Origin of the sequence: Actinomyces sp. HPA0247 (assembly GCA_000411415.1) — a bacterium.
Taxonomy (GTDB): domain Bacteria; phylum Actinomycetota; class Actinomycetes; order Actinomycetales; family Actinomycetaceae; genus Pauljensenia.
The window spans coordinates 469,709-489,916 of record KE150450.1 but is presented as its reverse complement, the minus strand read 5'-3'; the positions used below and the strand labels follow the sequence as shown (position 1 = coordinate 489,916).

At 65.9% G+C, this 20,208-nt stretch carries 17 protein-coding genes and 1 tRNA gene; 10 read left to right on the top strand and 8 right to left on the bottom strand.

The genetic code is table 11. The features are described from left to right. Window positions 1–103 precede the first annotated feature (103 nt). The gene (locus HMPREF1478_RS02040; protein ID WP_016460414.1) at window positions 104–799 is read left to right on the top strand and encodes a hypothetical protein; all 696 of its coding nucleotides are present in this window, start codon (window positions 104–106) and stop codon (window positions 797–799) included. 93 nt (window positions 800–892) lie between these two features. Beyond that, window positions 893–2,098: a hypothetical protein gene (locus tag HMPREF1478_RS02035; protein WP_016460413.1), complete on the top strand. Its 1,206-nt coding sequence runs from the start codon at window positions 893–895 to the stop codon at window positions 2,096–2,098. 157 nt (window positions 2,099–2,255) lie between these two features. Here HMPREF1478_RS02035 and HMPREF1478_RS02030 read toward each other — a convergent pair whose 3' ends face one another. From HMPREF1478_RS02030 to HMPREF1478_RS02020, 3 genes are all read right to left on the bottom strand, one after another. Next, a complete protein-coding gene (locus HMPREF1478_RS02030; protein ID WP_016460412.1) occupies window positions 2,256–2,999 on the bottom strand; it encodes a glycerophosphoryl diester phosphodiesterase in 744 nt (247 codons plus the stop codon). A 40-nt stretch (window positions 3,000–3,039) separates the two neighbouring features. Next, window positions 3,040–4,302 carry a DUF4032 domain-containing protein gene (locus tag HMPREF1478_RS02025; RefSeq protein WP_016460411.1) on the bottom strand — a complete coding sequence of 421 codons (1,263 nt, stop codon included), beginning with the start codon at window positions 4,300–4,302 and terminating at the stop codon, window positions 3,040–3,042. Window positions 4,303–4,466: 164 nt separating this feature from the next. Continuing rightward, window positions 4,467–5,597 (bottom strand): ABC transporter ATP-binding protein, encoded by a 1,131-nt coding sequence (locus HMPREF1478_RS02020; RefSeq protein ID WP_016460410.1) that lies wholly within the window; start codon window positions 5,595–5,597, stop codon window positions 4,467–4,469. A gap of 261 nt (window positions 5,598–5,858) precedes the next feature. On the opposite strand from HMPREF1478_RS02020, the gene HMPREF1478_RS02015 reads away from it, so the two are divergent. The 3 genes from HMPREF1478_RS02015 to HMPREF1478_RS02005 all read left to right on the top strand — a co-directional run bounded on the left by HMPREF1478_RS02015 (window position 5,859) and on the right by HMPREF1478_RS02005 (window position 9,010). Continuing rightward, window positions 5,859–7,805 carry a serine/threonine-protein kinase gene (locus HMPREF1478_RS02015; RefSeq protein WP_016460409.1) on the top strand — a complete coding sequence of 649 codons (1,947 nt, stop codon included), beginning with the start codon at window positions 5,859–5,861 and terminating at the stop codon, window positions 7,803–7,805. Window positions 7,806–7,864: 59 nt separating this feature from the next. After that, a complete protein-coding gene (locus HMPREF1478_RS02010) occupies window positions 7,865–8,797 on the top strand; it encodes a DsbA family protein (protein WP_016460408.1) in 933 nt (310 codons plus the stop codon). 137 nt (window positions 8,798–8,934) lie between these two features. Next, window positions 8,935–9,010: transfer RNA gene (locus HMPREF1478_RS02005), tRNA-Thr, on the top strand. A 70-nt stretch (window positions 9,011–9,080) separates the two neighbouring features. Here HMPREF1478_RS02005 and HMPREF1478_RS02000 read toward each other — a convergent pair. Then, a complete protein-coding gene (locus tag HMPREF1478_RS02000) occupies window positions 9,081–9,791 on the bottom strand; it encodes a uracil-DNA glycosylase (RefSeq protein ID WP_016460407.1) in 711 nt (236 codons plus the stop codon). Window positions 9,792–9,925: 134 nt separating this feature from the next. On the opposite strand from HMPREF1478_RS02000, the gene HMPREF1478_RS01995 reads away from it, so the two are divergent. Then, window positions 9,926–10,465: a LytR C-terminal domain-containing protein gene (locus HMPREF1478_RS01995; protein ID WP_034474814.1), complete on the top strand. Its 540-nt coding sequence runs from the start codon at window positions 9,926–9,928 to the stop codon at window positions 10,463–10,465. A gap of 1,204 nt (window positions 10,466–11,669) precedes the next feature. Next, on the top strand, window positions 11,670–13,298 hold the full coding sequence (gene groL / locus HMPREF1478_RS01990) for a chaperonin GroEL (RefSeq protein WP_016460405.1): 1,629 nt from the start codon (window positions 11,670–11,672) through the stop codon (window positions 13,296–13,298). Window positions 13,299–13,433: 135 nt separating this feature from the next. On the opposite strand, the gene HMPREF1478_RS01985 is transcribed toward groL, so the two are convergent. Continuing rightward, window positions 13,434–13,727: a WXG100 family type VII secretion target gene (locus HMPREF1478_RS01985; RefSeq protein ID WP_016460404.1), complete on the bottom strand. Its 294-nt coding sequence runs from the start codon at window positions 13,725–13,727 to the stop codon at window positions 13,434–13,436. Window positions 13,728–13,869: 142 nt separating this feature from the next. On the opposite strand from HMPREF1478_RS01985, the gene HMPREF1478_RS10520 reads away from it, so the two are divergent. Continuing rightward, entirely contained in the window at window positions 13,870–14,025 is a 156-nt protein-coding gene (locus HMPREF1478_RS10520) for a hypothetical protein (RefSeq protein ID WP_156824701.1), read from the top strand. Window positions 14,026–14,684: 659 nt separating this feature from the next. Here the strand turns inward: HMPREF1478_RS10520 and HMPREF1478_RS01980 are convergent. From HMPREF1478_RS01980 to HMPREF1478_RS01970, 3 genes are all read right to left on the bottom strand, one after another. Continuing rightward, on the bottom strand, window positions 14,685–15,647 hold the full coding sequence (locus HMPREF1478_RS01980; protein ID WP_016460403.1) for an HD domain-containing protein: 963 nt from the start codon (window positions 15,645–15,647) through the stop codon (window positions 14,685–14,687). Window positions 15,648–15,823: 176 nt separating this feature from the next. Further along, entirely contained in the window at window positions 15,824–17,290 is a 1,467-nt protein-coding gene (locus tag HMPREF1478_RS01975; protein ID WP_016460402.1) for a sensor histidine kinase, read from the bottom strand. Between the two features lies 1 nt (window position 17,291). Beyond that, window positions 17,292–17,996 carry a response regulator transcription factor gene (locus HMPREF1478_RS01970; RefSeq protein ID WP_016460401.1) on the bottom strand — a complete coding sequence of 235 codons (705 nt, stop codon included), beginning with the start codon at window positions 17,994–17,996 and terminating at the stop codon, window positions 17,292–17,294. A gap of 146 nt (window positions 17,997–18,142) precedes the next feature. On the opposite strand from HMPREF1478_RS01970, the gene HMPREF1478_RS01965 reads away from it, so the two are divergent. Continuing rightward, window positions 18,143–18,643 (top strand): PH domain-containing protein, encoded by a 501-nt coding sequence (locus HMPREF1478_RS01965; RefSeq protein ID WP_016460400.1) that lies wholly within the window; start codon window positions 18,143–18,145, stop codon window positions 18,641–18,643. Further along, on the top strand, window positions 18,640–20,199 hold the full coding sequence (locus tag HMPREF1478_RS01960; RefSeq protein ID WP_016460399.1) for a PH domain-containing protein: 1,560 nt from the start codon (window positions 18,640–18,642) through the stop codon (window positions 20,197–20,199). The genes HMPREF1478_RS01965 and HMPREF1478_RS01960 overlap by 4 nt, the downstream gene beginning before the upstream one ends. Window positions 20,200–20,208: the final 9 nt, after the last annotated feature.

Below are 20,208 nucleotides of genomic sequence, written 5' to 3'. Positions count from 1 at the left end.
TTGAAACCGGCTGTTTGCGCGCCGTATGATGAGGCAACTGCGCAGTGAAACGCAGCGAGGACCACCCAATGACGGGGAACGATCGCAGAAAGTCGGAGACGCCATGAAAAAAGTGTTCATGACCGTCGTCGCCGTCCTGTACGTGGTCGTCATGACGGGTTTCTTCTACATGCTTCTCAATGACGGCCACCATGTTCTCCCCGAAAAGCCCGTTCTTTACCTCTACCCGCAGGACGAGCAGCGTCTGACGGTGATGCTTGATCTGGACGGTAGCCTCGATACCGTCTACCCGACCCCGGACTCGGAGCGCGCAACCGAGCGGGGGACCCAGGCCTCGTGGAATGTGACGGCCTCGCCCGATGGGACGCTGACGGATCAGGCGGGGCGCACCTATCCCTCGCTGTTCTGGGATGGTGCGATGGACCTCCCGGCACCCGACACGGGGTTCATTGTTGCGCGTGAGGATGCGGTGCCCTTCCTGGAGGATAAGCTCGCCCAGCTCGGGCTTCATGACCGGGAGGCCGCCGACTTCATCACCTATTGGGCGCCGCGGATCCGCGCCTACGACTACACGTTCGTCTCCTTCGATGCGAGCGTCTACACCCAGCGCGTCTCCTACAGCTTCACGGACGAGGCCGGGGCGAGCGTCACGCCGGACACGTTCATCAGGGTGTTCATGACGATTCGCGAGGCCGATGCGAACACCGTTGTTCAACCGCAGGCTTTCGCGCCGCCCCCGGCGCGCACCGGCTTCACGGTGGTCGAGTGGGGCGGGGCGCAGCAACACAAAATCTCGTAACTGACCGCGCGGGCGAGCGAAATAGCGACCCACGCGACACAATGGAACCATAGAGTGGTGAGACGACGTCACCACGGACAGGAAGGTAGTGACATGGCCCAGGACTGGACTCGCATTGAAGGCATGATTATCGGCCACGATCTGGACCCCAGCGTGGTTGCCGGAGAGCTGAAGGAACGTTCGATCCTCGCGCAGCTCGAGTGGTTCCCCTCCTCGCCGCAGCTGCTGGGTCTCAACGTTGCTGTCGATAAGGAGCGCGTTGCTACCGTGCCCGCCGACTCGACCGAGGTTGTCCCCGGCCCGACGCCCGCTGAACTGGCTGACGAGCTCGCCATCCTCTTTGATGCCGAGGTGCGCATCGGCAATGCGAGCGCCGACCACCTGCCCGAGGGCGATTCGCCGCTCGGCAAGGTGTGGCCCTCCGAGGAGGAGAGCGGCGCGGCCGTGGAGCCGACTCCCACCCGTATCGTCGAGATCGGCCGCACCCCCGCGTCGTCCGTGCCGCTCCTGGCCGCCCTGGAGGGCGTGGACCTGGGCGACCTCGAGCTGGCTGAGGGACACCGCGCGCTCCTCGCCGAGCTGCCCGCCGAGAAGGAGGGCTGGAACTTCGGCGATCTGCCGCTCGTGACTCTCTCCGTGACGGATGGTGAATTCCAGGTCTTCCTGGTCACCGACGATCACCTGGAGCACATCGTGTCCCACAACTGGGGCATGGACGCCGCGATCGTGCCCGGTGGACACGACCGCACCGCCGAGCTGCCCGGTGAGGTCATTGACCTGGTGGGCGACCGCCTTGATCTGGCGGAGATCGCCGAGGCCGTCCCCGGCTCCGACGCCGAAGCGCTGTGGGCTTCCGTGGCCACGACCGGCGAGGAATCCGTGTGGAAGGTCGTGCGCGCCCTTGGCCTGCCCGGCTCTGTCGCGGGCTTCCTGCTGGGCACCACTGATATTGAGGACGTCGAGGGCGTGTCCGTGCACCTGGCGCGCGGTATCTCCAACGCGATCGGCCGCAGCGTCGACATCATGATGGGGCAGCCGCAGTCGGTCGTGAAGCCCCTGTGGAACTCATACGAGTCCGTGGCCGTCGAGCGCCCGTGGATCATCCACGCCGCCGTCGCCGCCGAGGCCATCGTCGGCACCGGCATGCTGGTTGCCGCCGTGCGTGCCTCCGCCCCGCGTTCCGGGTGGATGCGCTTCGCTGGTATCGTCGGCGGCCTCATGGTGGTCGATTCGATCGCGGAGCTGTCCCTGGCTAAGCATGTCTCCAAGCGCTTCGCGCGCCGCGCGGGCGAGGAGTAAAGAGCCGCCAGAAGCAGACGTGAAAGGGGGCCGGGGACGCGTGAGCGTTCCCGGCCCCCTCCGTCTCGTGAGAGTGCCAGCGCGGACGCAGGCCGTGCCCGCATCCGTCCGCACTCCGGGTCGTTGGTAGCGCGGCCAAAAACCGCGCTGACTCCTCTTAGGCCTTCAGGGCCTCGGCGGGGAAGTCCTGCGGGCGATCGGTGAAGATGCCGGTGACGCCCCACGAGGCCAGCTCGCGGGCCTGCTCGACGTCGTTGACGGTCCACACGTTGACGTCGAAGCCGGCGTCGCGCATCGCGCGCACATCGGAGGCCGTGAGCCCCTCAACACCAGGGTGGATCGCGGCCGCACTGAGGGCGGCCGCGCCCTCGTGCCACTCGTCGGCGGCGCGCTCGATCAGCCAGCCGAGCGCAACCGTCGGGCAGGCCTCGTGGAAGGCGGCGAGCAGGTCGTGGTCGAACGACGAGACGATGAGGCGCGACGGAACCTTCGGGTCGGCGAGCGTGACAGTCAGGGCCTCGATGAGGCGCTCACGCAGGCGATCCCCGCCCGCGCAGGGCTTGATCTCCAGGTTCGCGCCCATCTGCTGCGCGTAGGCGAAAGCCAGGACGTCTGCGGCCTCGGGGATGCGTTCGAAACGGTAGGTGTCCGAGAACCAGCGGCCGGCGTCAAGGCGACGGATGTCGGAGAACCCGAGCTGGTAGTACGAGCCGGACCCCGTCGTCGTGCGGTCGAGGGTGTCGTCGTGGATAACGATGAGGGAGCCGTCACCCGTGATGTCCACGTCGAACTCGAACCAGCGGGCGCCGACCTCCATGGCCTTCGAGAACGCGGCGATCGTGTTTTCCGGCGCGAGCGAGGACGCGCCCCTGTGGGCGATGATGCGGGGGAATTCGGACATGGATCCTCCTAGCGTGAGCGAGGTGAGAAGTTGTACCCCCTCACCATAGGTCGGGGTTCGACTCCGCGCTGAATATGGACGAGCGCCCTGGACCGGGCTCGATGAGGACGGCTTCGTCGCGCTTGGAGGGCAGGATCGTCTCGATGTACGAGGCCAGAGCCTCGTCACGCGTGACATCGTGGCCTGCCTGCTGGGCCATGTACCAGCGGTGCTCCAGGTACTCGTGGTACAGCTGGGCGGGCTCCAGCTTGCCGGCCAGCTCGCGCGGAATGGCGCGCACGACGGGGGCGAACTCGTCGGTGAGCCACTCGTGGGCGGCCTGCTCGAGGGGAAGGTCCTGGAAGCCGTTCGTCGCGCGCCACGTGTCGATGTCGGCGAGGAGACGCGCAGCCTGGTGCTCGCCGACGTCCATGCCGGTCAGACGCATGAACTTGCGGTTGTGGTGACCGGCGTCGACCACTTTGGGCTGAATGACGAGGCGCTCGCCGGACGAATCGGTAGACATGTGCAGTTCGGCAACGTCGAAACCGAGGTCGTTGAGTCGGCGGATGCGTTCACTGACGAGGTACTGGCGTTGGTCGTTGGGGATCGACTCCTCGGCCGTGACCTCGTTCCACAGCAGGTCGTACTGGGTGCGGATGCGGTCGCCGACGTCGATGGGGTCGGAGTCCTCGGGGAAGAACCCGCCGGCCTGGAGGTCCATGAGCTCGCCGATGATGTTCGTGCGGGCCAGGTCGACGTCGTACCCGCGCTGGCCGTCGGTGAGCTTGGGGTACAGCTCGCCGGTCTCGGCGTCGACCAGGTAGGCGGCGAACTCGCCCGCGTCGCGGCGGAACAGCGTGTTCGACAGGGAGACGTCGCCCCAGTAGAAGCCCAGGAGATGCAGGCGCACGAGGAGAAGCGCGAGCGCGTCGATGAGGCGCGTCGCGGTGTCCTCGCGCATCGACAGGGAAAATAACGCGCGGTAGGGGAGGGAGAACTGCAGGTGCTCGGTGATGAGAACCGCGTTGAGTTCCTCGCCCTCGGGGGACTCGCGGCCCGTGATGACGGCGACCGGCTGGACGGACGGGGCGTCCAGGCGCTTCAGGTCGCGCAGGCGGTCGTACTCGTGATGGGCGACGGTCGGGCCGATCTCCTTGACCGCGAGCACGCGGCCGGACAGGTTCACGAAGCGCACGACGTGGCGGGAAATGCCGCGAGGCAGCGCCGCGAGTAGGCTGGACGGCCACTCCTCCAGGGGAACATCCCAGGGGAGGTCCAGAAGGGCGGGGTCGACTGCGGCCGCCGTGATGTCCAAAGCCATAGGGCTTATTGTCGCATCTTGAACGCCTCACGTATAGCCCCGACTCGATATTGCACCTAGTCGCGGCCAAGAACACATGCGGGCACAGGGAAACCCCGGCCTCGTCCAGGAGGTACGAGAGGACGAGGCCGGGGCCGATTATCGCTGTGCGCGAGCGCTAGGCGTCACTCGGGCAGGCGAGCACCCGTCGCAGCGGAGAAGTTGTGCTGCTGGCCCTCGCGGATGCGCACGTGCAGGACGCCGCCGCGCGCGGGAGCGGTGCGCGGGGGGACGCGCACGATCAGCTGCTTGCCGGTGCCCTCGGCGCCCGAGCCCAGGGCCTCGCCCTCGGCGGCGCCGGCCAGGTGGCCGTACACGTAGGCGTCCGAGCCGAGCTCCTCGACGAAGTCAACCTCGACGGGGATGGTGCCCTCGGTGTCGCCGGAGACGACTTCCAGGCCCTCGGGACGGAAGCCGATCTTGATCTTTCCGCCGTCCTCAGCGGTCATCGCGGCGCGGGCGGCCTCGGAGACGGCCACGCGTGCGGGGCCGAGCTTGGCCCACTCGCCGTCGACCGTGAAGGTGCCCAGGTTCATGGCGGGGGAGCCGATGAAGCCTGCGACGAACTCGTTGGCGGGACGCTCGTACATCTCCTGCGGGGTGCCGCACTGCTGGAGGAGGCCGCCGGCGAGGACCGCGATGCGGTCGCCCATCGTCAGAGCCTCGGTCTGGTCGTGGGTGACGTACACGGTGGTGACGCCGAGCTCACGCTGCAGGGAGGCGATCTGCGTACGGGTCTGGACACGCAGCTTCGCGTCCAGGTTCGACAGGGGCTCGTCCATGAGGAACACCTGGGGCTTACGGACGATCGCGCGGCCCATGGCGACGCGCTGACGCTGGCCACCGGACAGGGCCTTGGGCTTGCGGTCCAGGTAGGGCTCCAGGTCGAGGATCTTAGCGGCCTCTTCGACGCGCTTGTTGATCTCTTCCTTGGGGGTGCCGGCGATCTTCAGGGCGAAGCCCATGTTCTCGCGCACCGACATGTGGGGGTAGAGGGCGTAGTTCTGGAAGACCATCGCGATGTCGCGGTTCTTCGGCGGAACGTCCGTGACGTCCTTGTCGCCGATGAGGATGCGACCGGAGTTGACGTCCTCCAGGCCCGCGAGCATGCGCAGCGAGGTGGACTTACCGCAGCCGGAAGGGCCGACGAGGACGAGGAACTCGCCGTCCTTGATTTCGAGGTCGAGCTGGTCGACGGCGGGCTTGTCGGAACCCGGGTAGATGCGGGTCGCCTTGTCAAAAGTGACGGTTGCCATGGAGTTTTCCTTCCCACCGGCAGGTACGTGCCGGACGATCCGTAGTGGGTGACCGTGGAGCGTCTTCGCCCACGGAGCCGCGAACACGGATCATTCCGCGCGCGCGACTAATGGTGAAGTTAGCACGCTCGCGCGCGGGTGTACAGTTCGGCTCAGATCGTGGATTCTCGGTGCGTTTTTCCTCGCCGATGACGGGGACGAGGCCGGGGCCGCCCCGAGCGGATGGCCGCAGATGGGGGAGGGGCCAGGTAGGCTGAGGGCGTGGAAGAAGGCGAGGAACTGGGCGGCTACAGGCTGATCCGCCGACTCGGAACGGGCGGCGCGGGAACGGTCTGGCTTGCCGAAGACGGGGGTGGCACGCGTGTCGCCCTCAAAGCCATGCACCCCGCGATGGCGGCTTCGGAGGCGTCGCGTGCGCGCCTCGAACGTGAGACGCGCACCGTGAACTCCGTGCGCTCGCCCTTCGTCGCGCACATCGTTGACGCGGAGACGGAGGCGACGCAGCCCTTTGTGGTCTCGGAATACGTCGAGGGGCCCACGCTCGCGGAAATCCTCGTCTCCGGACCGGTCCCGCTGCGCGGTGTCGCAGCTCTGTCGTATCACCTGGCCTCCACGATTGCGGCGGTCCACCACGCGAACATCATTCACCGCGATATCAAGCCCTCCAACATCATCTGTTCGCCGCGCGGCCCCGTTCTCATCGATTTCGGCATTGCGATGGCGACGTCGGATCAGCACCTGACCAGCACAGGCCTCGTGTCCGGGACTGCCGGATACACTGCGCCCGAACTGCTCCAGGGACACGGCGCCACGAAAGAATCGGACTGGTGGGCCTGGTGTGCGACGTTGCTGTCCTGCGCGACCGGCCGCCCGCCGTTCGGCAAGGGGGACGTCTCCGCCACCATGCTGCGTGTCCTCGAGGGGGACCCTGACCTCGCCGGATTGCATCCCATGGTCGCCGACGCGCTCGCGGGCGGGCTCTGCCCCGATCCGGACGAGCGTCCGTCGCCCTCCCTGATCGTCGCCGACCTCATGAGCGCCGTCGGATGGGCGCCCGGAGAGCTCGACTACGTGACCGTGAACTGGGCTCAGCTCCTCGACACCGGCATGCGCACGCAGATGGTCAGCTCCGACCCGCAGGAAATCGCCGCGCCTCCTGAGTGGGAGGATGCGGGGCAGCGCCCTGATGCCTCGGGTGCGCGCGCCGTCTCCTATCCCCAGCATCCGCGCCGCGATGCCTCGGAGTTCACTGCGGCAAATGACCACACCGACGTCGTGGACACCGCATCCGTCGCCGAGGGATACGGTGACTGGGAAGATGATGTCGATGAGGTCGCCTGGCACGATGATGCGACTGACACGTGGCAGGTCGTCGACGACGCGGATCCTACCGAGGTGATGGCTCCCTATCCGCAGCCTCACTACCAGGGGGTCCAGGGCGGCTACGGGGAATCATGGGGCGGCAACGGTGCAGGTCCCGGCGTGGCGCCCGGATACGGGCAGCAGCTCCCGCCTCAAGCGGCCTTCGCGTCCTCGCCGATGGGGGCGGGACAGCAGTGGAACCCCGGCCAGACCGCGGTCGGCGCGCAGGGCGAGTCGGCCTCGTCCCCGGCGAAGAAGAGCGCCTGGATCTCCAGCGCCGCACTCCTCGCACTCCTGGCTGCGCTGCCCTTCCTGCTCGGCATGAGCGGCACCCTCATCGTCGGCATCGCCCTGACCGCCTTCGGCCTGGTCGGCGCCATGAATCGGTGGCTCGAGAGGCGCCGCATCCTGCGCGGCCCCAAGGCCTCGGACGGTGCGGCTGTCATCGCTATGTCCCCGATCCTGCTCGTGCGCTCGGTCCTCACCACCGCCCTCGGCCTTGTCGTGGGAGGGCTCGTTCCCTACGCGATCTGGGCTTTCGTGTCCTACTCCCGCGAGGGGCGCATCCTCTGGTCCTGGCCGGCCGACATTGCCACCGCCGCGAGCCTTGATCGTGACGATTACTGGTTGGGCGATCCGCGTGGGACGATTATCGTATGGGCGCTCGCGAGCGTCACTCTCCTGGCGGCGTGGCTGATGCCGTTTGCCGCGGATCTGCGCGTCGGGATGGCGACATCGCTGCGCGCGATCGTGCGTCCTGCATGGGGGCGCGCGCTCCTCGCGGTAGGCTGTGGAGGGTTCCTTGCAGGTGCGTGGCTGATCGTCACGGGTGGGCTGGCGCACTAAGCGCGGGAGGACCGCGCCCGATACTATTGCAACATTCAACTACTTTGGAGGGTGAGTTCATGGCTCAGAAGAAGAAGCCGACCGTCGACCCCGTGCGCGCCAAAGCCGCGCAGATGCGCCAAGCACAGGAGCGCGCCGACCGCCGCACCCGCATCATCGTCATCTCCGCCGTCGCCGCGATCGTCCTCGCCATCGCCGCCGCCGTCGGCGGCGTCATCTGGAAGCAGCAGGCGCAGGTCAACGCTGCACACAACGTCGACGCATCCCAGGTCCTCGGCCCCTACGCCGACGGACGCCCGATCATCGTCAACGCGAACGGCGTGGTCGCCGAAGCCGACCCGAACCTGCCCACCCTCACCGAATACTTCGACTACTCCTGCCACGCGTGCGCCGACCTCGACGCGTACATGGGTGCGGACCTCACCACGTGGGCGGCCGAAGGCCACTACAACATCGAGCTGCAGCCCGTCATCACCGTCAACATGGACTACCTGAAGCCCGCTGCCAGCGCCTCCCTGGTCGTCGCGCAAAAGGCACCCGACAAGTGGGTGGACTTCCACCACGCCCTGCTCGCCTACTTCCGCAGCCAGTTCCAGGCCTCCAACGGCACCGTCGTCCAGAACCTCGACGCCTCCTGGAAGCAGGTCAAGGTCATCGCAGCCGAGGTGGGCGTCCCCTCCAGCGTCATCGACACCTTCCCCGTGAACGCGGTCGACGACTACCTCAAGGCCTCGACCACCGCCTGGCAGAACGCCGGATACAGCGGCCGCAACGGAAGCCTCGGCACCCCCGAACTCGTCAAGGATCACTCCACGGTGATCCCGCTCGGCACCCAGCTGCCCGCGCTGCGCCAGACCATCGCCCAGGAATACGGCATCACCGATTCCGCCACCCAGGGCACCGATTCAACCACGGCCCCCGAGGCCACCGAACCCTCCCAGAGCGGGGCCGACAACACCCAGAGCTCCGAAACGACCAACAGCTCCAACTGAGCCTGTCGGCACTGTGGGGGTGGGACCGCTGCGCGGCCCCACCCCCACAGTCATCGCTGCGTCGCATCCGTGCGACCGGCCACGCACCGTCGCCCGCGCGCGCCGGAGCCCCCACCTGTGGCACACTAGTGTCCGCCGCCGGCTTAGCTCAGTTGGTAGAGCAGCTGTCTTGTAAACAGCAGGTCATCGGTTCGAGTCCGATAGCCGGCTCCATGGAGTCCCTCACCGCGGCACCGCAGCCGCACCCCACCGTCGCCCGATCAGGCGAGGTGCCCCGGCCTCGTCAATGAGAGATGCCCAGCGACCAATCCACGCCGGACGTCCCCTGTGCTTCCAGCAGCTCATTCGCCCGCGAAAACGGCCGCGAGCCGAAAAATCCGCGATACGCCGACAGTGGCGACGGGTGCGCCGACGCGATAATCGGTGTCTCGCCGAGGCGTGGCGTGAGCGACTGTGCGTCCTTACCCCACAGGATCGCCACGAGAGGCGCACGCGAGCCATCCGGCCTCGTGCGGGACACCAGCGCATCAATCGCGCACTGCGTGACCTCCTCCCAGCCCCGGCCTCGATGCGACGTCGGCGCACCCGGACGCACCGTCAACACGCGGTTCAGCAGACACACGCCCTGCTCGCACCACGGCGTCAGATCCCCCGACGTCGGAACAGGCACGCCCATGTCCTCGCTCAGCTCGCGGAAAATGTTGATCAGCGACTTGGGGAGCGCCACCCCCGGGCGCACCGAAAACGACAAACCCATCGCATGGCCCGGCGTCGGATACGGGTCCTGCCCGACAATCAGAACCTTCACCTTGTCGAACGGGTACGTAAACGCGCGCAGCACATCCGTGCCGGCAGGCAGGTAGCCGCGCCCCTCCTCGACCTCGGTCGCCAGCATCGCGCCCAACTCGTGGACGCGCCCCTCCACCGGGGCGAGTGCCCGAGCCCAACCCGGATCAATCAATTCAGTCAGCGGACGGGGATTGTGTTCACTCATAGCATCAGCCTAATGCCGCACAAGCCACGCCACATTCCCCGCGCGCCACTTGCGCCCCACTCCCTCTTATCCGATAGTCTGAACGCGTGAGTTCTCAGTACCCCAGGGATGAATTTGACCGCGCCGGCGAAGATATGCCCGTCGGCATGCACCGCCCCAAGCCGTCCAAGTGGAAGAACGTGTGGCCTTTCCTGGCCATCCTCGTGATCGTTCCGGCCCTCGGATGGGCAGCGGCGACCGCCCTGTCGCGCCAACAGACCACGACGTCGGCCACGACCACGCCGACCGTTGCCGCGACGACGCCCAGTGCGTCCGCGAGCCCCAGCGCCGCGCCCACAGTCGATGCCACCCCTTCCGCCGAGCCCACGCCTTCCCCGAGCTCGTCCTCCCCGGCGGCTACCTCAGAGCCTGACCACGGCGCCGTCATTCAGGTCCTCAACGGCACCGGCACTCAGGGGTACGCCAGCCAGCAGGCCCAGATCCTGAACCAGGCCGGATACGCGGGGACCAGCGCCGCGAACGCCGACGGCTGGACCACTCAGACGTCTACCGTCTTCTACGAGGATCCCCGGATGGAAGGCACCGCCAAGGACATTGCCTCGAAGCTCGGCATCTCGAACGTGCGCCAGGAAAGCGGTCTCGGTAATCCCGATATTGTCGTGATTCTTCGATGATCCTCTGATACTGGGTGAGCCGCCCGGCCCCTGCGGGGCCGGGCGGCTTTGCTATGCCTCGGTAGTGTGTTGCGCCGCTGATGTTCCGGCGGTGTTGGTGGCGCCGCTGATGTTCCGGGCGGTGGGGGACCCGGTTGTGGGGCCGGGCTGCTTGGCGTGCCCGTGGGCGGCGGCCCGCCCGCGAGCCGTCCGCGCCGCGAGCCTTCGGCTCGGCGCGTCGCCTCGAAGCCCGGCCAGGCCCTGCCACCGCCCACGGGCACCGCAGCCAGGCTCCGCCGCCGCCCACTAGCACCGCGGCCTGGCACCGCGACCAGCCCTGTCGGCACGGTAATTTCGCATGCAATTCCCTTTTGGCTATTTCAAACTTTGAATTCATATCGTTGGAATTGCAACGTTTCTGGGTTTTGTTGAAAGTTCAGGCAACCGAATTGCATGCGAAATTGGGGGAGGGGTGCGTTATTGGGGCCAGATTGGGGTGTGGTGGCGTGTTGGTGCGTGATTTTTTTCGCCCCGCTCGTCGTGTTGGTGGCGGAAGCGGGACAAAACTCTCCCTGCTGGCGCAAAATGGGCCAAAAACAGCGTTTTGGGGCGTGCTGGGAGAGTTTTGTACTGGGTGGGCCCGTCGGGGGTGTGTACTGGGAGAGTTTTATACCGGGTGGGCCCGTCGGGGGTGTGTGCTGGGAGAGTTTTGTACCGGGTATGGTCCAGCGAGGTCGTGCAGGATGAATTCCGGTTCCTCACGCACCTGGAGGAAATTCGTCGACGGTCGTCGCGCATGAGACGTGGAACTCTCGGGTAGTAGATCCATGCTCCGTGCATCGGCTTCGACGAGCTTCCTCGTATTCGATGGGGGTGGGGTTCGACGGCGTGTTGTCACCTCGTCCATATCATCGCGCGCGGTCTGTGTGAGACCTCGTGAACGGATGTAGAGAGGGCCACGTGTTGCCTCAGTCTGACGCCTCGATCATGCCCGATGGGGAGTGCTATACGTGCTTACCCTCGGCCTCGCGCGTTACGCCCTGAGCGCATCCGACTCAAGCTCTGCGACCTCGCCTTGCACTCTGGGGTGGTGAGTGCCAAAATCTTATTTAGCACTCCGACATGGAGAGTGATAAGAGCATCGGTTCGATGAGGTCGTCTCACACAAGCGGCCGTCCGTCGCGGGCATCGAACCCGATCCGCATCGCGGAAGGACACATTTTCAATGAGCAAGATCATCAAGTTTGATGAAGATGCCCGTCGTGGCATGGAGAGCGGCCTCAACCTGCTGGCCGACACCGTCAAGGTGACGCTTGGCCCCAAGGGTCGCAACGTCGTGCTCGACAAGAAGTGGGGCGCCCCCACGATCACCAAGGATGGCGTTTCCGTCGCCAAGGAAATCGACCTGGACGATCCGTTCGAGCGCATCGGCGCCGAGCTGGTGAAGGAAGTTGCCAAGAAGACCGACGACGTCGCGGGTGACGGCACGACCACCGCGACCGTTCTGGCACAGGCGCTGGTCCACGAGGGCCTGCGTAACGTTGCCGCCGGCTCCAACCCGATCGCCCTCAAGCGCGGCATCGACCAGGCCGTCGAGGCCATCGTCGCCCAGCTGCACGCCGACGCCAAGCCCGTCGAGACCACCGAGCAGATCGCTGCCACGGCCTCCATCTCCGCCAACGATCCCGCCATCGGCAAGCTCATTGCCGAGGCCTTCGAGAAGGTCGGCGCCGAGGGCGTCGTGACCGTCGAGGAGACCAACTCCTTCGACACCACCCTGGAGACCACCGAGGGTATGCGCTTCGACAAGGGCTACCTGTCGGCCTACTTCGTGACCGACCAGGAGCGCCAGGAAGCCGTCCTCGAGGACGCCTACGTCCTCCTCATGGACTCCAAGATCTCCAACGTCAAGGACATCGTCCCCGTCCTGGAGAAGGTCATGCAGACCGGCAAGCCCCTCGCGATCATCGCCGAGGATGTCGAGGGTGAAGCCCTCGCCACGCTGGTCGTCAACAAGATCCGCGGCACCTTCAAGTCCGTGGCCGTCAAGGCCCCCGGCTTCGGTGAGCGCCGCAAGGCGATGCTGCAGGACATGGCCATCCTGACGGGCGGCCAGGTCATCTCCGAGACCGTCGGCCTCTCCCTCGAGAACGCTGACCTCGAGCTGCTGGGCCGCGCCCGCAAGATCGTCGTCTCCAAGGATGAGACCACCATCGTCGAGGGCGCTGGCGACAAGGACATGCTGGATGCCCGCGTGCGCCAGATCCGCCAGGAGATCGAGAACACCGACTCCGACTACGACCGCGAGAAGCTGCAGGAGCGCCTCGCCAAGCTGGCTGGCGGCGTCGCCGTCATCAAGTCCGGCGCGGCCACCGAGGTTGAGCTCAAGGAGCGCAAGCACCGCATCGAGGACGCCGTTCGTAACGCTCGCGCGGCTTCCGAAGAGGGCCTGGTCGCCGGCGGCGGCGTCGCCCTGATCCAGGCTGCCACCGTGGCGCTGCCCAAGCTCGATGCTCTCACCGGCGACGAGGCGACCGGCGTGAACATCGTGCGCCTGGCTATCTCCGCTCCGCTCAAGCAGATCGCTGAGAACGCGGGCGTCGAGGGTGGCGTGGTCGCCGACCGCGTTGCTCACATGGAGCCCGGCCACGGCCTGAACGCTGCGACCGGCGAGTACACCGACCTCATGGCCGCGGGCATCTCCGACCCGGTCAAGGTCACCCGTTCCGCGCTGCAGAACGCCGCGTCGATCGCAGGCATGTTCCTGACGACCGAGGCCGTCGTTGCCGACAAGCCCGAGGCTCCGGCCGCGGGTGGCGACGATGCGGCTGCTGGCATGGGCGGCATGTACTGAGCCGCTCGGCGTTAAGCTGATCCGCCTGGGGGCGGGACTCGTCAGGGTCCCGCCCCCAGGCGTCTGTCTACCAGCCCGAGGCATTGGCACGAGGCGTAGGAGCCCTGGCCGGAATTGCTGCTCCGAGTGGGCGGGTTAGGCTCCAGCGAAGAGCGCGGCGGAGTGGGCCTCTGCATCGGAGTAGGTCGCGGCGGCCGCCTGTAGTTGCGTGGAGATGCCGTCAAGGGCGTCGTGCGTCTGCGCTTGGACGGCTTGCCACTGGGTGATGGATGCCTGGAAGTTCACCTGAGCGCCGCCGGTCCACGAGTCCTGCAGTGCTAAAAGTTGGGCCATCATCGTATCGACTTCGCTACGGATGGTGGATGCGGTTGCGCAAGCCTGGGCGGCTGCGGCGGAAATCTGTTCGGCGTCGACGGCGTATGCGGTCATGATGTCACTCCTTTGTGGGACCCCGGGTGGGTCCGTCGACATCGACGCTACGCGCGTGACAGCGCGTGATCCAGGCAGAAATGAAACCCTGTGGATAACTGCCTGATGGGAAAGTGCCTGTGGATAGCCCCGAGGTATGCCTGTGCTGCTGACGGACGAGCTCCCAGAGGGACAGGCTGCGGTGCCCGGGGATGATGCCGGGGCATTCCCCGAGAAAAGTCGCATGCAATTCGATTGGGTGAAGTTTCAACAAAGTCTGGAAACGTTGCAATTCCAACGTTATGAATTCAAGGTTTGAAATAGTCGCGGGGGAATTGCATGCGAAATTGGGGGTGGGTGAAGCAATGGCGTGCGTGATGGCTGGGTGAGGGGGCCTGGTCGCGGTGCCGGTGGGTGGCGGCAGGGGATTCCTCTAGAAAAGTCGCATGCAATTCGATTGGGTGAAGTTTCAACAAAGTCTGGAAACGTTGCAATTCCAACGTTATGAATTCAAGGTTTGAAATAGTCGCGGGGGAATTGCATGCGAAATTGGGGGTGGGTGAAGCAATGGCGTGCGTGATGGCTGGGTGAGGGGGCCTGGTCGCGGTGCCGGTGGGTGGCGGCAGGGGATTCCTCTAGAAAAGTCGCATGCAATTCGATTGGGTGAAGTTTCAACAAAGTCTGGAAACGTTGCAATTCCAACGTTATGAATTCAAGGTTTGAAATAGTCGCGGGGGAATTGCATGCGAAATTGGGTGTCGGTGCAGGAATAAGGGGTGTGGGGCTGGATGCGGGTGCTGCGGGATCGTGGTGGAGCCAAGTGCGACACGCGACATCATGCTGGCCCGCCGCCCATGGGCGCACCGAGCAGCCTGAACGTGCAGAGCAAAGTGATGGAGCCGCCCCCCGAGTGGGGAGGACGGCTCCATTGGTCGACGCGTCGGATGGCCTGACAAGCAGGTGCCAGCCGCGGCCTCGTCAGTCGGCGGTCGGAAGGTCCAGGGATTCGACGGCGGATTCGAGGGAGGAGGTGGTTTCCACGTCCTCGTCGGAATCCGTGTTTTCCTCGATCTTGCGAGGCAGGACTCCGGTGGACGTTGCCTCGTCGTCCGCGGAAGCGACGGGGATGCGCTTCTTGATCGAGCGGCGCTTGATGATCAACGTGCCGGTCGTCGTCGTGGAGTTCTCCACGACTTCGTCGGTGTCGTCCGCCTCCTCGGTGTCGTCCGTGTCCTCGGTCTGGGCTGCCTGGCACAGCTGGGCCTTCTCGCGCTCGAGACGGGTCAGTTCGACCTCGAGGTTCGCGCGGGCGGTGTCTTCCCAGGTGGAGCCGAGGGGGGACTGGTAGATCGTCTCGTAGCTGAGGAGCTTCTTGACGAGCGCCATGCGTGCTTTGATGAATTGCAAATCGTCGAGCTCGCTGAGCTCGGCGCGCAGTGAGCACCGCAGCTTCTTGTAATCCTGCGGGCTGCACGACAGGCAAGCCAGGTCGGCGTCGACGAGCACCTGCGCGTCGAAGTCGGTGCGCGGTGCGCGGTGGCGCGTCAGGAAGGCGATGAGCTCATCGACGCGGACGACGACCTCCTCGGGCACGCCGAGGTTGGTGAGGCGGTTGTGCGCGTGATCGATGCAGCGGGTGGAGGCGAAGTTCGCCTGGAACCCGCCGAGTTTGATCTCGAGGGCCTTGTTGAGGAAGGCGCCGTGGTACCACGCGGCGACGCGCAGGATGTCGGGGTCGTGCGCGGACGAGGAAATTTCATCGATGTAGGTGAGCGTGTTCATGAGCCGACGCAGGTTGTGCATCTGGCGTTCGGGCGCGCTCCAGCGCTCCGCGAGGTTGGCGCCCTCTTGTTCGAGGTCGGTTTGGCTCGCGGTTGCGCCGATTTGCTGCATGGCGTCAACGAAAGACGTCAGCAGCCACTGAGGTGCTTGAGCACCCATGGGCCACTCTCCTTGCTGAGGAATACCCGAGCCATGCTAGTGCGCTTTTGAGCGAAGGTCACGTTCGTTGGTAAAAAATCGGGGAAAATCCCGATCGTTTCGCATGAACTGTTGGGGTGGAAATGGCCTAAATTGAGCGGAAAAGTCGAGAGCGTGAGTTCTGCTCGTTATGTCGTTCACGTCGTGGGGAGCTCGATGCGGACGGTGAGTCCACCGCCTTTCGTCTTGCTGAGCGATGCGTTGCCCCTGTGAGCTGCGAGGATCCCGGAGACGATGGCGAGGCCGAGGCCGGATCCGCCGGATTTTCGGTTGCGTGAGCTGTCGGCGCGGTAGAAGCGTTCGAAGACGCGCCCGCGGTCAGTTTCGTCGATGCCGGGGCCGTGGTCGCGGAGCTCGACGATGGCGGTGTCACCGCTGCGTCCGAGGGCTATTTCGACGGGGGAGCCTTCGGGCGTGTAGCGGACGATGTTGCCGATGAGGTTGGTGAAGACCTGGGAGATGCGGTCGCGGTCGCCGGGGATGATGAGGGTCATGGGGGGTGTGCGTCCGCTGATGCCGGTGAGTCCGACCGTGCGCGTGGGGTCGAGTGCTTGGAGGTCGAAGACCGCGTTGTCGGCGAGTTTGACGAGGTCGATGTCGGTGATGTCGAGGGGGCGGCCTTCGTCGAGGCGGGCGAGGGTGAGGAGGTCTTCGACGAGGGTGGCCATGCGCGATGATTCGGAGGCGATGCGGCCCATGACTTCGTCGGTGCGTTCGGCGGGGACGCCGCCCATGGCGTAGAGCTCGCAGTATCCGGAGATGGCGGCCAGGGGTGTGCGTAGCTCGTGGGAGGCGTCGGAGACGAAGCGCTTGATTTTTTGTTCCGAGGCTTGGCGCGCCTCGAAGGATTGCTCGACTTGGGTGAGCATGGTGTTGAGTGAGAGGGCGAGGGAGCCGACTTCCGTGGTGACGGGGTGGGGGGTGACTCGCTTCGTGAGGTCTCCGGCGGCGATTTTGCCGGCGGTGGACTCGATGGAACGCAGGGGAAGGAGGGCGCGGCGCACGAGGACGCGGCCGGTCCAGCCTCCGATGAGGACGATGATTGAGCCGGCGACCGCGAAGTAGGAGGCCGTCGTGCGCAGCGTGTGCTGCATGTCCGACAGGGGCAGGGCGATGGTCATGTATCCGGAGAACTGCCCGGAGTCCTGCTCGTACACGGGGACGACGAGGGCGCGCCACCCGAGGCCCATCTTCGAGGAGGAGACGGTGATGGGCAGGGTGCGGAACGAGGAGATGGGGGCCGAGGAGGTGTCGACGAGGTCGGGAAGGTCGGGTTTGCCCGAGACTTTGAGGGTGTCTTCTGAGTAGAAGTAGCGGTCGGTCCCGTCGGTGTTGCGGATGTGGATGTAGTAGAGGGTGGGGATGCCGCCTTGGCCGTCGGCGGAGAAGGTGGCTGTGGAGGCGGAGATCTGCAGCGTGTGGGCGGTTGCGATGAGCTGGTCGTCGATTTGGGAGGTGAGGTGGCGCTGCAACAGGCCGATCATGACTGTTCCGGACAGTGAGAGTCCGACGGCGAGCAGGGAGGTGATGAGCGTGACGAGCTGGGAGGAGAGGGGTTTGGAATCCCACCACGCTTCGATCCGTTGAGCGAGGCCGGGGCGCACGTCAGTCCTCAGCGCGCAGGATGTAGCCGACTCCGCGCTTGGTATGGATCAGTTCGCCGGAGGATCCTTCGACGGCGAGCTTGCGTCGCAGGTAGGAGATGTAGGACTCGACGATGGCGACTTCGCCGTCCCAGTCGTATTCCCAGACGTGGTCGAGGATCTGCATCTTGGAGACGACGCGTCCGGCGTTGATGACGAGGTATCGCAGGAGCTTGAATTCGGTGGGGGACAGGTCGATGGGCACGCCCGCGCGCGTGACTTCGTGGGCGTCCTCGTCGATGACGAGGTCTCCGACGCGCAGGAGTGCGTCGTCTTCTTCGGAGCCCATGGTGCGGCGCAGGATGGCGCGGATGCGGGCGACGACCTCTTCGAGGCCGAAGGGCTTGGTGACGTAGTCGTCGCCGCCGACGGTCAGGCCCTGGATCTTGTCGCGCATGTCGTCGCGCGCGGTGAGGAAGAGGACGGGGATCGTGATGCCGGCGTCGCGCAGGCGCCTGGTGACGGTGAAGCCGTCCATGTCGGGGAGCATGACGTCGAGGACGATGAGGTCGGGGCGCGAGGCCTGGGCTTCGTGGAATGCGCCGCTGCCGTCCTCGGCGGTGACGACGTCGAAGCCGGCGAAACGCAGCGAGGAGGCGAGGAGGTCGCGGATGTTGGGTTCGTCGTCGACGACGAGGAGTTTTGCTTCAGTTCCCGGGGTGCTCATGCGTCCAGTGTCGCCTATGTGTCTGAATGTTTCCTGTGAGGTAGGTGGGAGCGTGGGCGCTGCTTTTGTTTGCTTCGCCACTTCGGGCGGCCACGCGGGAGCAAATGACGAGAAAAGGCGCGGAAAAGATGTGCAAGAATTGAAGCATGTCATCCCGCAGCTCAGTGGACGTCCTCTCGCCCGAGGGCGTCGAATTTCAGCACGTATCCGCCAAACTCGCGACCCTGCGCCTCGGTAACGCCCTCGCGGCCTGCGGCGCCCTGTGTGGCCTGATCTCCGCGCTCGTCCTCATCGTCGATATTCCGGCGCTGTGGTGGCTCATGCTCGTGCCCGCCGCCATCGCACTGGTGTGCCTGTGGCTCGTGCCCGCTCAGGTGCGAGCCCTGCGCTACGCCCTGGCGGAGACGGACTTCGTCATCCGCCGCGGCGTTCTCAAGCGCTCGATGACCCTCGTGCCCTACGGCCGCATCCAGTACGTCGACATCTATCAGGGGCCCGTCCTGCGCCTGCTCGGCATCTCGACGATCAAGCTCTCGACCGCGAGCGCGAAGACCGACGCGACGCTGGGCGGCGTGCCGGTCGCGGACGCGGCGCGTCTGCGTGACGTCCTGGCGGAGCGCGGCTCGGCGGAGCTGATGGGCCTATGAGCACTGACCTCTCCGTGGGCGGCATCGCCCCCGAGGACTGGAAGCCGCTTCATCCCCTCACCTACGTTCCTCGCGTGGCGGGGAGTATCGCAGGCGTCGTTGGCGTGGTGTCCCTGAGCAATGCGTCCGCGATTGGGCGCATGCTGAGCGGTGAGACGCCGCCATGGCTCGCAACCACGGGCATTTTCCTAGGCCTTCTGATTGCGGCGGGCATCGTTCTCGCGCTCGCGGGTGCGTACTGCTACCTGTCGTGGAGGAAGACCCGCTACGCGGTGAGCAACACGGCGATCTGGTACCGCGCCGGTATCCTCACGCGCACCCAGCGTCACGCGCGGCTGACGCGCATTCAGACGATCAACGTGTCGTATTCGCTCGTGGGGCGCATCCTTGGCCTCGGATATCTGGACATCGAGGTTGCTGGAGGGGCCGACTCGAATATCAAACTGGGCCTGCTGCCTGCCGCCCAGTTGGAGGAGCTGCGTGCGCTTCTCCTCGCGCTCGCTTCGGGTGCGATCGACGAGGTCGTGGATCCCGCCGACCTCGCCGGTGCCTCGGCCCGCGCGGCGACGACAAAGACACCGCTGGAGGCCCCGGAGCGCCCCGTTTTCAAGGTCGGCTTCGTCACGCTCCTGGTGTCCATGCTGGCGAGCATCGACAACGTGGTCGCCCTGTTCTTCGGCGTCTTCCTGATCGGTTTGAACGGATTCCTCATTGGAGTTGTCGGTGTCACGTCGATCATGAGCTTCCTGGGCATCTTGGCGGGCGCGTTCAGTCTCCTGGCTGGCGTCTGGGCGCGTTTCGATCGGGAGTTCGGCTTCACCGCGGCGATCGCCGCGGACGGCGTGCGCATCGACCGCGGCCTGACGGCTCGTCGCCACGTGACGATCCCGCCGGGGCGCATCCATGCCGTCGAGGTGACTCAGCCGCTCATCTGGCGACTGTTTGGCTGGTATCGCGTGGAGATCACGCAGGCCGGCAACGCGGCGCACACGCAGGACGAGAAAAACAAGGGCATGAAGGTCGATGTGGCCTCGGATGTGCTGCTTCCCGTCGGCACTCGCGCGGAGGTCATGCAGGCGATTGCGATGGCGATCCCGGATCTGGGCGTCAACGATCCTGACGGCTTCCTCGAGGCGCTGCGCGTCGGTACGCGCGAGAACCAGTGGATGACTCCGATCCCGCCGAGCGCGAGGATCCTGGATCCGCTCGAGTACGGCCGCCGCGCCTTCGGCTTGACCGACACCGTGTTCGCGATCCGCGACGGGTTTTTCAACCTGCGTTTCTCGATCATCCCACTGACGCGCATCCAGTCGGTCTCGCTGCATCAGGGGCCCGTTCAGCGGTGGCGCGGCGTCGCTTCCGTGCGTGCCGAGCTGGTTCCGGGTCCGGTCGCGTCCATGGCCGAGCACGTCGAGACGGGCCGCTCGCTGGAGCTGTGGGCGCAGCTGTCGCAGGCCTCGAAAATTCGTCGCGAGGCTGAGGGCAGCGAGCGCTGGCTCTCGCGTGTCACCGCGATCGTCGAGGCGACCTCACAGCGCGCGGAGGACGACAAGTAGCGCGGCGAT